Annotated in this window: 12 protein-coding genes and 1 pseudogene; 8 read left to right on the plus strand and 5 right to left on the minus strand. The window is 62.6% G+C overall.

Features of this window, described 5'->3' with window-relative positions; genetic code table 11:
• The first annotated feature begins 216 nt into the window (after positions 1–216).
• Positions 217–1494 (plus strand): MFS transporter, encoded by a 1278-nt coding sequence (locus tag AB3X96_RS25690; RefSeq protein ID WP_368591920.1) that lies wholly within the window; start codon positions 217–219, stop codon positions 1492–1494.
• Between the two features lie 14 nt (positions 1495–1508).
• Here AB3X96_RS25690 and AB3X96_RS25695 read toward each other — a convergent pair whose 3' ends face one another.
• On the minus strand, positions 1509–2522 hold the full coding sequence (locus AB3X96_RS25695) for a LacI family DNA-binding transcriptional regulator (RefSeq protein ID WP_368591921.1): 1014 nt from the start codon (positions 2520–2522) through the stop codon (positions 1509–1511).
• 156 nt (positions 2523–2678) lie between these two features.
• Here AB3X96_RS25695 and AB3X96_RS25700 point away from each other — a divergent pair, with 156 nt between their 5' ends.
• Together AB3X96_RS25700 and AB3X96_RS25705 are read left to right on the plus strand one after the other, a co-directional pair.
• Entirely contained in the window at positions 2679–3512 is an 834-nt protein-coding gene (locus tag AB3X96_RS25700; RefSeq protein ID WP_176122808.1) for an NAD(P)-dependent oxidoreductase, read from the plus strand.
• Between the two features lie 560 nt (positions 3513–4072).
• Positions 4073–4465, plus strand: coding sequence for a hypothetical protein (locus AB3X96_RS25705; RefSeq protein WP_368591922.1), 393 nt, complete (start codon positions 4073–4075; stop codon positions 4463–4465).
• 544 nt (positions 4466–5009) lie between these two features.
• Here the strand turns inward: AB3X96_RS25705 and AB3X96_RS25710 are convergent.
• Both AB3X96_RS25710 and AB3X96_RS25715 read right to left on the minus strand, forming a co-directional pair.
• Complete coding sequence (locus AB3X96_RS25710) at positions 5010–5816, minus strand: hypothetical protein (protein WP_368591923.1); 807 nt, start codon at positions 5814–5816, stop codon at positions 5010–5012.
• Between the two features lie 435 nt (positions 5817–6251).
• Positions 6252–6491 (minus strand): annotated as a pseudogene (locus tag AB3X96_RS25715) (SAM-dependent methyltransferase); the annotation flags it as partial.
• Positions 6492–6658: 167 nt separating this feature from the next.
• Here AB3X96_RS25715 and rbsK point away from each other — a divergent pair.
• Genes rbsK through AB3X96_RS25735 form a run of 4 tightly spaced genes read left to right on the plus strand, consistent with a single transcriptional unit; the run spans position 6659 to position 11193 of the window.
• Positions 6659–7612, plus strand: a complete 954-nt coding sequence (gene rbsK, locus AB3X96_RS25720) for a ribokinase (RefSeq protein ID WP_368591924.1) — start codon at positions 6659–6661, stop codon at positions 7610–7612.
• Between the two features lie 53 nt (positions 7613–7665).
• Entirely contained in the window at positions 7666–8985 is a 1320-nt protein-coding gene (locus AB3X96_RS25725) for an MFS transporter (protein WP_368591925.1), read from the plus strand.
• 38 nt (positions 8986–9023) lie between these two features.
• Positions 9024–9983, plus strand: coding sequence for a dihydrodipicolinate synthase family protein (locus AB3X96_RS25730; RefSeq protein WP_368591926.1), 960 nt, complete (start codon positions 9024–9026; stop codon positions 9981–9983).
• Between the two features lie 58 nt (positions 9984–10041).
• On the plus strand, positions 10042–11193 hold the full coding sequence (locus AB3X96_RS25735; protein WP_368591927.1) for a LacI family DNA-binding transcriptional regulator: 1152 nt from the start codon (positions 10042–10044) through the stop codon (positions 11191–11193).
• A 135-nt stretch (positions 11194–11328) separates the two neighbouring features.
• Here AB3X96_RS25735 and AB3X96_RS25740 read toward each other — a convergent pair whose 3' ends face one another.
• Positions 11329–13005, minus strand: coding sequence for a methyl-accepting chemotaxis protein (locus AB3X96_RS25740; protein WP_368591928.1), 1677 nt, complete (start codon positions 13003–13005; stop codon positions 11329–11331).
• A 451-nt stretch (positions 13006–13456) separates the two neighbouring features.
• Between AB3X96_RS25740 and AB3X96_RS25745 the strand changes: the two genes are divergently transcribed.
• On the plus strand, positions 13457–13648 hold the full coding sequence (locus AB3X96_RS25745) for a hypothetical protein (protein ID WP_368591929.1): 192 nt from the start codon (positions 13457–13459) through the stop codon (positions 13646–13648).
• 15 nt (positions 13649–13663) lie between these two features.
• On the opposite strand, the gene AB3X96_RS25750 is transcribed toward AB3X96_RS25745, so the two are convergent.
• On the minus strand, positions 13664–14470 hold the full coding sequence (locus AB3X96_RS25750; protein WP_368591930.1) for an oxidoreductase: 807 nt from the start codon (positions 14468–14470) through the stop codon (positions 13664–13666).
• Positions 14471–14486: the final 16 nt, after the last annotated feature.

The raw sequence follows: 14486 nt of genomic DNA on the forward strand, positions 1-14486 counted from the left end.
GGATGGTCACACCGTTGCTACCTAAAGCGCAAGACTAGGTAAACCACGGGGCTAGTAAAAGCGTCACAGATCTTCTATCTTAGAAAAACGTTTTCCTAACTGGACCTGCTCGTGACTAACTCCGCCCGCAGTGCTATGCGTCGCGGGCTCGGGGCTCCCCGACATCAATCACACATAGCGCGGCGCGACGAGCGACGCCGCGCAACGGAGACTTACATGCAAACTGCCGTCATCGGGCTCGCCCGCACCGCCAGCCGCTACCGCTGGGCGGTGTGCGCGCTGCTCTTCTTCGCGACCGTGATCAACTACATGGACCGTCAGATTCTCGGTCTGCTCGCGCCAGTGCTGCAGCACGACATCGGCTGGTCCCAGGTGCAGTACGGCCGCATCGTGATCGCCTTCTCAGCGTTCTACGCAGTCGGCCTCTTGTGCTTCGGCCGCATCGTCGACTGGCTGGGCACGCGCATTTCGTACGCGCTCGCCATGCTGATATGGAGCGTGGCTGCAGTCCTGCACGCGGCGGTCGGCTCGGTGACCGGCTTCGCCATGGTGCGTGCGCTGCTCGGCATCGGCGAGGGCGGCAACTTCCCGGCCGCCATCAAGACGACTGCCGAATGGTTCCCGCGCCGCGAGCGCGCGCTTGCGACCGGCATCTTCAACTCAGGCGCCAATATCGGCGCGGTGTTCGCGCCCGCTATCATTCCGCCGCTCGCGCTGGCGTTCGGCTGGCGCGCGGCGTTCGTGATCGTCGGGGCGGTGGGCATCGTCTGGCTGGCCGTATGGTTCTCGTTCTACCGATCCGCCGACCCGCGCTCCCTCGAGCAGGGGCAGGACGAAGTCGAGGTGCTCGATGCCGCCAACGTGAATGCCCGCGCGCCGGGCTGGGGTGTACTGATCAGAAAGCGCCAGACGTGGGCATTCCTGATCGGTAAGTTCCTGACCGATCCGGTGTGGTGGTTCTATCTGTTCTGGCTGCCGAAGTGGCTCAACGAGTCGCGCGGTATGGACATGCAGCACATCGGCTTGCCCCTCGTCTGCATCTATGCGATGACGACCCTCGGCAGCATCGGCGGCGGCTGGCTCTCTTCGGCGCTCCTGCGCTCAGGATGGAGCGTGAACGCCGCGCGCAAGACGGCGATGCTGATCTGCGCGTGCTGCGTGCTGCCGATCGCGTTCGTCTCACAAGTCGACAACCTCTGGGGCGCAGTCGCGATCGTCGGACTGGCGGCGGCAGCGCATCAGGGCTGGTCCGCGAACCTCTTCACCACGGCGTCCGATCTCTTCCCGAAGCGCGCGCTGGGCGCGGTGGTCGGCATCGGCGGGATGGCGGGCTCGATCGGCGCGGTGCTGTTTTCGGAAGTAATCGGGCAGGTCCTGCAACGCACCGGCCATTACTGGGTGTTGTTCGCGATCGGCGCACTTGCCTACCTCGTCGCCCTGGCCGTGATGCAGATGCTGACGCCGCGCATGACGCCCGCGAAGCTCGACGCGTGAAGGCGCGAGGCGTGTCAGCCGCAGGCCGCGGTCGATTCACGGACGATGAGCCTCGGCTCGAACGTCGAATGCCCGGCCACCGAGTGGCCCGCGAGCGCGTCGATGAGCTTTTGCATCGCGAGCTCGCCCATCTTCTCGCTCTGGATGTCGACGGTGGTCAGCGCGGGCGCTGCGTACTCGCCGTACGGCACGTTGTCGACGCCGGTCACCGACAGCTCGTGCGGCACCCTGATGCCGAGCGACGCCGCCTCTTTCATGAAGCCGAGCGCGATCAGGTCGTTGTAGCAGATCACCGCCTGCGGCCTGCGCGGACCGAGCATCACGCGCGAGCACGCGTCCTCGCCTGCATGCGCGGTCGGCGCGTGAGCGTCGTACACGTCGAGCGTGAGGCCGGCTTCCTCGAGACACTCGCGCGCACCGCGAATGCGCTCGTCGTTGATGCGCGCCTGCCCGAAACCGAGGTAGGCGATATGACGATGCCCGAGGTTCAGCAGATGCCGCGCGAGCATGTAGGTCGCGAGCCGGTTGTCGATGCCGACGCTCGGGAGCGGCAGCGCATCGCTACGTCTCAACAGCACAAGTGGCTTGTCGAGATCGAGCAGCCACTGCGCCTCGTCGTCGGGTATCCGCGAGCTGACGATCAGGCCGTCGACGCGCTGCGCGAGCGCTTCGATCAGCGGACGCTCGCGCGCCTGGTTTTCGTCGGTGTCGACGAGCAGAAGCGTGTAGTCGTGGCGCAGCGCGACGCGGTTGGCGCCCTTCACGACATTCGTGAAGTGCGGATTGCTGATGTCAAGAATGGTCAGCCCGATGGTGCGTGAGCGGCCGGTGATCATCGATCGCGCAAGCGGATTCGAGCGGTAGCCGAGTTCCTCGATCGCCGCCTTCAGGCGCGCCTCAACCGGCGCGGAGAAGCGCTGCGCACCGTTCATGTACTTGGACACCGTGGCGACCGACACGCCAGCCGCAGCGGCGACGTCACGAATCGTTGGAAAGAGTTTTTTCATGCGGAAGGTAACGTTTTCCATTTTGTTAACAGATTGTCGCAGGAAACGCGTGCAGCGGGCAAATGCCACCAGGTAATACCGCCCACCTGCTGGCGATGCGCTCGACAATTGGCGCTGCATATCGCCCGTCGTTTTGGAAAACGTTTTCCAAACTATCATTTTGCAGGAATTTTTTTGATGAACCAAACAACCACAGCGTCGCTCAAGCCCTTCCGGCGTCTGCTTCTGACCGGCGCCGCCGGCAACCTGGGCCGCCAGTTGCGCGGCGCGCTCGCCAACTGGGCCGATGTCGTGCGCGTGAGCGACATCGCGAAGCTCAGCGAACCCGCGCCACATGAGGAAACGACCATCGTCGATCTGGCGGACCGGCGGGCGGTGATGCAGCTCGTCGAGGGCGTCGATGCGATCGTGCATCTCGGCGGCATCTCCATCGACGCCCCGTTCGAGGATTTGCTCGGAGCGAACATTGCCGGCACATACAACGTGTATGAGGCCGCGCGCAAGCACGGCGTCAAGCGCGTCGTGTTCGCGAGCTCCAATCATGCGATCGGCTTTCATCCGGTCACCGAAGTGCTCGACACCGACGCGCCGCAGCGCCCGGACAGCCTCTACGGCGTGACGAAGTGCTTCGGCGAGGCGCTTTCGCGGTATTACTACGATCGTTTCGGCATCGAGACGGTGTGCCTGCGAATCGGCTCGTCGTTCGAAGAGCCGAAGAATCCACGCATGCTCGTCACGTATCTGAGCTATCGCGACTTCATCGAACTGGTGCGGTGTTCGCTGTTCACGAACCGCGTCGGGCACGTGGTCGTGTACGGCGTGTCGAACAATCCGGTCAAGTGGTGGGACAATACGAAAGCCAGCTTCCTCGGCTTCAACCCGCGCGACAGCGCTGCGCAGTTTGCAGAACGTTTCCCCGCGACTGCACCGGGCGACTCGCACGACGACCCCGCGCAACGCTTCCAGGGCGGCCCATTCGTGCTCGGCGAGCCGATGGAGGCGAAGCGGTGAAGCAGCGCTCGCACCTATTTGACAAGCTTGATACAGGAAGCGGGTTACCGCGCGTAAAGGACGCCAGCATGGATTCATCCGATCGGCCGCAACTCGCCCTGCCCTCCTCTTGAGATCACGACCCATTTGACGGCCAAGGCAGGCAATATGCACGTGACTTGAAGTAGCTTGTGACGGTAGTGGAGTCGCAGACAGGCAAGATCGTGCCTCCCCAACTCGCGAAAAACAGCATACAACTTCAAACCGTCGTCGAGTATGCACAAGCCGGTGGGCCCACAGTCGGCACTTCGATTGCGGCCGCGGCGACGACATGGTTACAAGGACGCGTCGACCGCAAGGCGCAGATGAAGCTCGAGAATTGAAGCGACAACAAAGGAAGAGTCCTATCGGTGGCGGATCCATTCAGGCCCTCGCGCTGACGGCGGGGCAGTCCGGTCAAGAAGGTGCGAGTGACCGGACCGGCTGAACAGCCTCGGGAAAACGTGGAGCGGTTCAGGCTGGCGCGAGCGTACTCCCGGACCCGCCCACTTCAATAACGCTCAGGCGAGTTCCACTGGACCGTGGTCATCGCAGTGGTCGCCGTGCGGGTGATGAAGATGGCCGTTAACCAGATAATCGACATGATCGCCATGCGGTACTGGGTCGTGTCCGCAGCCTGGGCCGTGGATGTGGCCCGGTTCATGGCCACCGCAGTCTGGTGTGCATTGGTCTGGATTTTTTGCGCTAACGTCGATCTTGTGTTCGTCCACGTGATCGCCGTGCGGATGGTGCAAATGGCCATCGTGCAGATAGTCTATGTGATCGCCATGCTTGATTGCGGTGTGTCCGCAGCCCGGGCCATGTTGATGGTCATGGTGTGCGTGATGCGGTTCGCTGCAAGTGCCCATGCCTGCCTCCTTTTTCCATCTGGCCGCACTGCAACCTTCGACGGCCACCTGCTTACTCTCCATTGAAGGGTGCCTCGACGCTTGAAACCTGCCTTGCAGGCAGTTGCACTTCCGGAGACGAAACCGAAATGCGTCGGCCTCACTGGAAGGATACTCCTTGCTCGCTCCGACGAAGACACGAACGACTTCCATGCAAGTGCGAGACCGCTCAATTAGTGAAACGCGTAGTTCTTCGTGCTGTTCAAATGTCGCTCTTCGGTCTGAAGTCTGACGGGAAGCCGACGCTCGCCGGTCATACCGGAATGGCTCGGTTTGGCCGCATCGAGGCAGTGCCCTCTGTAATTTGCTCGCTGCAAACCGGCCATCGAGCGAGGCCGGATGAAACCTCGGTCAGCCTAACTGGACGACGACCTCGACCGGCCGTTCATGGCCGATTGGGTGAAGTCGCCAACGGCCGCTTATTGGCATCCGGTTCGCAAAAACTGAATTCATTTGGCTGTCCGGTTTGGAGAAGGTCATCTGACCGGAGGGTCGATTCGGATATTTGACTAGTCTGACTCCGATCACGTTCGAACGAGAGAGGGTGTAGCGACGCGTTGCCCATGGCTCTTTACTTCGACAGACGCAGCTTCTTCGATAGCACGATACCCCGCTGCGGGCTCACCAACCAGATGGCGTGGATGTCGGTGTAAAGGGTCGAGGTTCTTGTCGTGATGTCTGTGGGCTCGTCATTGCTGGGATCACTATGTTCGCGTCGGTCGGTCAGGTAAGGCGGCGCCATGCTGCACATCAGCACAATCGCGAAGTCTCCATTCGCTTCGTCGAACGCCGCCTGCGAGAGTGTCACGCGTCCGTGAACCCTGGTTTTGGTCCGTTCACCGGACTTGAGCACAATCAGATCGATATGTTGGATGTACCCCTTAGCCTTCGCCTCTGGCGCCACCACCAGCCCTCGACCGCGTTGTCCGGTAATGGTTTTCTTGAGTAGGATCGCTCCCGGCTTGTTGTCGTCGGATAGATCTACGTCTACCGTCAACAGGTGCGTCTTTGACTGATATCGTATTCCGTAGGGCGCAGGTACGACGAAAGCAAGGTCGCGCTCGATACTGGCTTTCGGCGAGTCGAGCTCGCTTGGCGCCTTAAAGACAGGGACGTGGATCAGGTTCCTGATGCGATCGCTCAACGAAGGCGAGTCGGGATTGAATCTCTGGCCCGCCAAAGCGTCCCTGATGGCAACCGGGTCGTCGCCGACGAAAGGCTGAGTCGACAGGACATCTGCAGAGGCGGAAATTTCAGGCTCAATCGCATTGGGAACAGTGGCTGAGTCTGCCGACATCCCGGCGTGCGCCAGGAGCGACATGCAAACAAGGGTGCAAGCGACGTTCGAACGGACCAGCACGGTTTTGAGATCAGCCACGACAAACCCCTCCAGGATCAAGGCAGTCTATCGCAAAGCCTTGCATGGGAAACTCGACCGCGCGACAGCGGCCGTAGGCACGGGCTCGATCCGTCTTTCGTCAGTTCGGCAACCCAAACGGCAGCAAGGCCGAGAACTTCCGGGCAAAGATCGTTGTTCGAATGGCTGTTCCACTTTGGAAGCTGCCGTAGTGATCGCGTTGGGTCGAAGGGCACATGTGAGTCGAACTGAGCCCGCCCCGTCGGACTCAGTCCGGCCACAAACTGCCGGTCACATGCGCGGCCGGCAGGCCGCTCAGGAGTCGGCTCTGCTTCACAACCGGCCATCTGATTGTCACAACGCGAGCGCTCGTTCATCGGCCAGAAGGGACATCAATCTGAGCGGCCAACGACGCCCAGCTCCACCGAGCGGGGGCGACTCCCCTGTTAATCCCTGTCAGCGTGCCGGATTGCGTGCCATGACGATCCACGCCGCGCCGTCGATCATCACCGACCGCTCGCCGGGGAGGCCCGCGAAGGCGGCGCGAACCGCGGCCGACGCGCGGGCGCGGATGTCGTCGGGCTGATCAGCGAGCGCGCGCGACAGTGGGCCGACCTCGAGCGTCATCTTCACCGCGTCGTCGATCGCAGCGTCCCGCGTCCCGCCCTCGCCGAACGGGACGGAAGCATCGAAGGGCGCGATATGTCATCAGCTTTTTAGGGGACTTCCCGAGGGTCGTGACTTTTGGATTGCGTCGTCGTGCCTTGGCGGGTAATGTAAGCGCTAACACGTTTCGGATTGCAACCTTCACCGGTCCTCATTGCATGTCATCCTTGGAAACAATTGAAAATGTAAGCGCTAACATGCGCTCCAGCGAAGCACCCTCCTCGGTCCGGATCATCGTCGCAGGCAGCGCGAACATGGATCTCGTGGTGCACGCGGAGCGTCTGCCGGCGCGGGGGGAAACCTTGCTCGGGGGCGGGTTCGCCACATTCGCCGGCGGCAAAGGCGCCAATCAGGCGGTCGCAGCGGCGCGGCTCGGCGCTTCAGTGGCGATGCTCGGCTGCATCGGAGACGACGACTTCGGCGCTCATCTCCGCGCGCGTCTGGACAGCGAGCACATCGAAACGGCGCACCTGCACATGGTGGACGACATGTCGACCGGCATCGCCGCCATCACGGTGGCCGCGGACGGTGCGAATACGATCGTCGTTTCGCCGGGCGCCAACGCCGCGCTTACTCCCGCTCACGTCGATGCGGCGCAAGACGCCATCGGCGCCGCCGGCATGCTGATTTGCCAACTCGAGGTGCCGCTCGACACCGTGCGGCATGCCATTTCAATCGCGGGAAGGCTCGGCACGCCGGTGCTGCTGAACCCGGCTCCGGCACAGCCGCTTGCGGACGCGCTTTACCAGCAGGTCAGCTATATGGTTCTCAACGAGACCGAGGCCCACTTGTTGACGGACGTGCCCGTCGATGGCCCGGCGTCCGCGCGTGAAGCCGCAGCGCACCTGCGTGAGAAAGGCGTGGAGACGGTGATCGTCACCCTCGGCGCCGAGGGCGTCTGGTACGCGACAACCGGGGAGGAAGGTCACCTGCCCGCGCCGCGCGTCGATGCGATCGACACCACGGCGGCCGGCGATACCTTCGTCGGCGGCTTCGCAGCCGAGCGCGTGCGCGGCGCCAGCATTCGCGACGCGATCGAGTTCGGACAGCGGGCCGCGGCGCTCAGCGTCACGCGTCAAGGCGCGCAGGCATCCATGCCGACCCAGGCCGAAGTGCAGGCGCAACCCGCGTTCCCGGCAACGGTTCGATAGACCCGGCTGCGCGGGATCGCAGCCTATCCACAACACAACATGGAGACGACAGCATGAACCCAACCCCCGTGTCCGAGCAGGCACCTCCGCGCGTGCGCCGCGCCCAGATCGTGGCGCTGACGCTGCTGATGGTGAGTGGCATCGTGAACTATCTCGATCGCGGCACGCTCGCGGTCGCGAATCCGCTGATCCGCAAGGATCTCGGTCTGTCGCTCGGGGAAATGGGGCTGCTGCTGTCGGCATTCTCCTGGAGCTACGCGCTCTTCCAGCTGCCGGTCGGCGGCCTCGTCGATCGCATCGGACCGCGCAGGCTGCTCGGAGTCGGCCTGATCATCTGGTCGCTCGCGCAGGCCGCGGGCGGCATCGTGTCCACCTTCGGCTGGTTCGTCGTCGCGCGCATCGTGCTCGGCATCGGCGAGTCGCCGCAGTTTCCGTCGGCGGCGCGCGTCGTGAGCAACTGGTTTCCGCTGCGTGCGCGAGGCAAGCCGACCGGCATCTTCAATTCCGCGTCGCCGCTCGGCACGGCGCTCGCACCGCTGTGCCTCTCGGTGCTCGTCGTGGAATTTCACTGGCGCTGGGCCTTCATCGTTACCGGCGCGCTCGGTCTCGCGGTTGCGGTGATCTGGCTCGCTATCTATCGTGATCCAAACCCCTCTGCGCTCACTGCAGAGGAACTGCACTACCTCAAAGGTGACGCCGCGCAGACGAAGCCTGCCGAGCAGCTCAGCTTCGCCGATTGGCGCGCGCTGTTCTCGAACGTCACGACTTGGGGGATGCTGATCGGCTTCTTCGGCTCGGTCTATCTGAACTGGGTTTATCTGACCTGGCTGCCTGGCTACCTGACGACAGAGCGCCACATGACTCTGATGCACACGGGAATCGCGGCCTCGGTGCCCTTCTTCTGCGGCTTTCTCGGCGCGCTCTGCGCAGGCTGGTTCTCCGACCTCATCACGAAGAGGAGCGCCTCGCCGGTGGCGAGCAGGCGCAACGCGGTCGTCATCGCGATGCTCGGCATGGTGGCGTTCACCGTGCCGGCCGCACTCGTCGAAAGCAATACGATCGCCATCGTCTGCATCTCGGTCGTGATCTTTCTCGCCAATGCAGCATCAGCCTGCTCATGGGCACTGGCAACCGCAGCCGCACCGGCCAACCGCGTCGGCTCGCTCGGCGCCATCCAGAACTTCGGCGGCTTTCTCGGCGGCGCACTCGCGCCCATTCTCACGGGCTACATCGCGCAGGCGTGGTCCTTCGTGCCGGCTTTGCTGACGGCCGCGGGAATCGCCTTCGTCGGCGCAATGAGCTATCTCTTCCTCGTGCGCAAGCCGATCGAGTTCGAGACCGAACCGGGTACGCCAGCTCGCGCTCACGCATGAGAAGCGTCATATTCAATTCTCAAGAGGACAACACCGACATGACCCTCCCCACTTCCCTGCCGCGCTCGACGCGCTCGATCGAAGGCATCGTTCCCGTCATGCTGACGCCTTTCGACGACGCCGGGACCATCGACTATGCCGGGCTCGAACGACTGATCGAGTGGTATCTCGCGCATGGCTCGGACGCGCTCTTCGCGGTCGCCCAGTCGAGCGAAATGCAATTCCTGAGCCTCGCCGAACGCGCCGCGCTCGGCCGCTTCGTGGTCGAGCGCGTGGCCGGCCGCGCGCCGGTCGTGGTCTCAGGCCATATCAGCGACGATCCGGACGCGCAAGCCGAGGAGCTGAACGCGGCCGCGGCGACGGGCGCGGACGGCATCGTGCTGGTGACGAACCGGCTCGATCCGCGCCGCGAAGGCACCGAAGCGTTCACGGCGAACCTGCGTCGCCTGATGAGCCGCCTTCCTTCCGACATTCCATTGGGGCTGTACGAGTGCCCCGCTCCTTACCGGCGCCTGCTGTCCGACGACGAGCTCAAGATGTGCATCGATACCGGCCGCTTCGTGATGCTGAAGGACGTCAGCTGCGATCTCGACACCGTGAAGCGCCGCGTCGCGCTGGCGAAGGGCTCGCCCATGAAGATCCTGAACGCGAATGCCGCGATCGCGTGGGACGCGATGAAAGCCGGCTCGGCAGGTTTCAACGGTGTGTTCACGAACTTTCATCCGGACCTGTACAACTGGCTGCGCAACCGCGCCGACGAGAATCCGGCGCTCGCACACGAGCTTTCGACTTTTCTCGTACTCGCGGCGGTATCGGAGGCGCTCGGCTATCCGGCGCTCGCGAAGATGTATCACCAGCGGATCGGCACTTTTCAGTCGATTCGTTGCCGCGCAATCGACTACGACGTGCGCGAGCGCTTCTGGGCGCTCGACGCGGTGCTCGACAGGATCGTCGAAGGCACCGAGCATTTCCGTTCGCGCATCGCCGCCGGGTTTTGACCATCCGTCATCCCGCCGCGGGTAAGATGACGGGCGTTCTTTTCGAATCACACCGTTGATGCCTCGCTCCTCTGACTCCGCCTCCACTCTCGAAGAACCGTCGCCGACCGGACGTTCGGCCGGCGTGCGCGCCCGCCGCGGCGCGGGCCGCCCTGTCCTGTCGGATGTCGCAAAACGCGCGGGCGTGTCCACGGCGACGGTATCGCGCGTCTACAACGACCCCGGCAAGGTGTCCGACAGCGTGCGCGAGCGCGTCGAACAGGCCGCGCTGGAGCTGAACTGGTTTCCGAATGCGGCCGGGCGCGCGCTCGCGTCCACCCGCAGTCACATTGCGGGCATCGTGATTCCCACGCTCGACGATCAGGTCTTCGCCTCGCAGGTGAGCGGCATGCAGGCGGAGTTCGCCGCGCGCGGCATCACGCTTTTTCTGGGATGTTCGAACTACAACCCCAATGAAGCGCTCTCTCAGGTTCACGCGATGCTCGCGCGTGGCGTGGAGGCTATCGCGGTCGTGGGCGAAGCGCATCCGCCGGAACTCTTCGAAGCGCTGCGCGTGTGGCGCGTGCCCTACGTCGTGCTCTATGCGTGGCGCGAGGGAAGCCCCCACGATTGCATTGGCTTCGACAACCGCGCGGCCTATGAGCAGATCACCGAGCATCTCGTCGCGCTCGGCCACCGGTCATTCGCGGTCTGCATCCAGCCGACGCGGGATAACGACCGCGTGCAGGCGCGGCTCGCGGGAATTCGCGTCGCGCTCGAACGTCATGGTCTCGCGGTTCGGCCGGAGCATCTGATCGAAGGTGAATCCACGCTCGATTTTGGGCGGCGGGCGTTGCGCGCGCTCTGGCAACAACCGGGGCCGCGTCCAACCGCCGTGATCTGCGGCAACGATCATATTGCGCTGGGCGTCTTACGGGAGGCGGAAGAACTCGGCATCGCGATACCCGAGCAGCTTTCGGTCACCGGCTTCGACGATCTCGCGATCGCGCGCGAAGCGCGGCCGCCCCTGACCACCATGCATGTGAACACCCGCGAGATCGGCACGGTCGCCGCGAAGCATCTGCTCGATGCGCTGGATGGACGACCGACGCGACAAGGGTATGCCGTGCCGGCGGAATTGAAAGTGCGCGGGTCAACCGGGGCCGTGCGTGGGATGAGTGTTGTTGATGTCCTGCAGCCTAGGAGCACGGAGGCGCGCTCTTCGAAGTAGCTCAATGATCGAACAGCACCATCGTTGCATTACAGCGGTGCCTGGATTCGATCGGTTCAGAAGTGCCGCGGCTCGCTCTTTTTGGTTGCGCACGAGCCGCATCTCGCCAACATCTATCGCCTCCCGAGCGCAAGATTACGTGTTGGCTGCCCTATACCGAGGTGCTCGCGGCGCGGTCCGCAGCCGTGCTACCGGGACGCTTGCTGGGGCAGCAGCTCCGCCCGTTGCGTGCGCAGCGGCCTGGGAATCCAGACGGAAGAACGAAACCGCCTGGTTCAGCTGCCGGCCCTGATCCTCGAGCGATTTCGACGCCGCCGCCGCTTCCTCCACCAGCGCGGCATTCTGCTGCGTCACTTCGTCCATCTGCGTAATCGCCTGATTGACCTGCTCGATCCCGCGGCTCTGCTCGGTCGACGCGGCTGCGATTTCTCCCATGATGTCGGTCACCCGCGCCACGGCCTGTGTCACCTCCGCCATTGTCTTCCCCGCCTCGTTGGCAAGCGACGACCCATTCTGGATCTTCTGCACGGACGCGTTGATCAGATCCTTGATCTCCTTCGCGGCACTGGACGAGCGCTGAGCGAGGCTGCGCACTTCGCTCGCGACCACCGCGAACCCACGTCCCTGCTCGCCTGCACGAGCGGCCTCCACCGCGGCATTCAGTGCGAGGATGTTGGTCTGGAAGGCGATCCCCTCGATGATCCCAGTGATATCCGCGATTCTGGTGGAACTCGTCCTGATTTCGCTCATCGTATCGACCACCTCGCCAACGACCTGATTGCCCCGTCCCGCCACTTCGGATGCGTTGGCCGAGAGCGAGCTCGCCTGCTGTGCGTTCTCGGCGTTCTGCTTCACCGTTGACGTCAGCTCCTCCATGCTTGCCGCAGTTTCCTGCAGTGACGCAGCCTGCTGCTCTGTACGCGTGGAAAGATCCACGTTGCCCGACGCGATCTGGCTCGAACCCGTCGCGATACTGTCGGCGGAAGTACGAACCTGACCGATCAGGTGAACGAGGCTAGCCTGCATCTTGCCCATCGAGGCGAGCACGCTTCCGGTCGGCGCACTGTTCGCCCCCGGCACCGGGCTCAGATCGCCGCCGGCCACGCGCTGCGTCACTTCGACCAGTGCCACGGGCTCGGCGCCCAAAGCGCGTAGCAGGCTGCGGGTGATGACTGCACCTGCCACGACCGCCAGCACGAGCGCAGCCAGACAGATTGCAATCAGCAGATTCCGCTGAGTTGCGAATTGATCGCTCGATTGGCGGACCATTTGTTGTGCACGTTCACGGGTGAAGTCCTCGTACTCGTTGGACGCCTTGATCAGAGCCGAAAGCAGTGGCCTGCATTTGGTATCAATTGCCGCAATCGCCGCGTCGCGCTGATTACTCACCGCCAGCCTATTGATTTCCAGGGCCACGGGGCGGTAAAGCGCCTCGATCCTGGGAAGTTCAGCCGCGAGTCTGCGTGCCTTGTCGCTCATGTCGGAAGCGCCCGCTACCATGGCATTGAACTTTTCCAGGTTAGCCTCGACTCTGCGTTCAGCGTCGATGACGGCGGCCTTTTCCAGCTCGATGTCCTCAGGCGTGGTGACCAGCACCAGATTGCGCACCGCCACGGCACGATCATCAACTGCGGTGCGGAGAGCTTCAGCCATTGTGGCCCGTGCGTTAATACCATTGATGTAGCCGGAAAAGCGGTCATTCGCGTCGTTCAGCTCCTTCAAGGCGAGTCCTGAAACGACCAGTACTACAACGGTCAATGCTCCGAAAGCCACCGTAAGCTTTGTCTTCACAGACAAGTTATTCAGGATCATTTTTCGCTTCCATTTTCGACGGAAAGACACGTAAATGCGGGCGATCGTTCTTGATGCCCGAGTCACGCACCGGTATGCGGCCGCGCCCGTGAAAACTGATGCGCCTCGCATATGCATTTACGGCGGCAGACTTAATGAACTGAAGCCAGGATTGCCCCGCCTATCGAATGCGCAAACGTTGGCGCGATATTGATTTGTTCTATCGGGAATTAGATATGGTTTAAGCGCGTTTTTATCAGACGAAATAGGATCGGCGAATATAGGAGACCACACCAATTTTCTCTGGCGTTGTAAATCAATCGTGATATTCGCGAAAGCGATTTTTAAATCCGGTTGGCAGTCCAGACATGAGTTTGCGAGGTCGCGCATGTGGGCGGTTCGGAGGACAGGCTGCATGCCAACGTCGCCATCATCCCGAAGCGCCGGCGCACAGCCGCGGTGGACGTCGTCGATGAGCTTCCCTTTTTATGTGAACAGCCGCGCCAGCCACGCAAACAACTATCACTGGGCTGACGAGGAAGACAGCTCTGAGGCCGGACCGTTCGCCAATCCATCCGAGCGCACCGTCTTCCTCGATGTCGCGATGGCCGCGAGTGGTCCGGTTCGGCGAGCGACGCGTTTCAACCTGGCTGCTGCGACGTGAAATCGGTAGGCGACTTCACGAGAGTCCAAATGTCTTTCTCAGGTTTGCGTCGACGGGTCCGGCAGGCATGAAGCGACGCAATTTGCTTAGGAGAGAAGCCTGGCCTTTTGGAGTGCGCCTCATTCTCCATGCGCCCAACGCGGAATGGACAATCGTGGTTGCGACGCCATCAGGTGCCGGCGCCTCATTGACATTTTTTTGAATCGCGCGGGACACGATGGCGCGCTCATCGTCATAGGCTGCGATTTTGGAAGCCGCATGCGGTGCATTGAGATCCAGATTGGTCCTGGTATAGGAAGGCTCGACAAGCACCACACGGATTCCCAACTTGCGCACCTCATGGTCCAAGGTTTCAGACATTCCCTCGACGGCATGCTTGGATGCTGAATAGAGCCCCATGTACGGAGCCGGAAGGAAGCCCAGCACTGAGCTCACATTGACGATTCTTCCCGAACGTTGCGAGCGCATGTGCGGCAGTACCGCTCGTGTTGTGCGCAAAATCCCGAAAACGTTGGTATCGAATAGCGACTGAGCCTCGGCAATCGACGTTTCTTCCGTCGCGCCGAGCAGCGTCACGCCCGCGCTATTGACAAGCACATCGATGCGCGTGGCTTCCGCGATGACGCTCTGGATTGCATGTTCCACTGAGGCGTCGTTACGGACATCCATCTCGACCAGCACAACACCGGGTATCGATTGCGCGGTTGTAGCGTTGCGTACGTTACCGAATACCCGGCAACCCCGGCTGGCAAACTTCTCCGCGGTGGCTCGTCCGATGCCCGACGACACACCAGTAACGACGACGACTTTAGAATTCGACATGGCAGTTCCGTTCGAT

It is taken from the genome of Paraburkholderia sp. BR13439 (assembly GCF_040948805.1).
Lineage (GTDB): Bacteria > Pseudomonadota > Gammaproteobacteria > Burkholderiales > Burkholderiaceae > Paraburkholderia > Paraburkholderia youngii.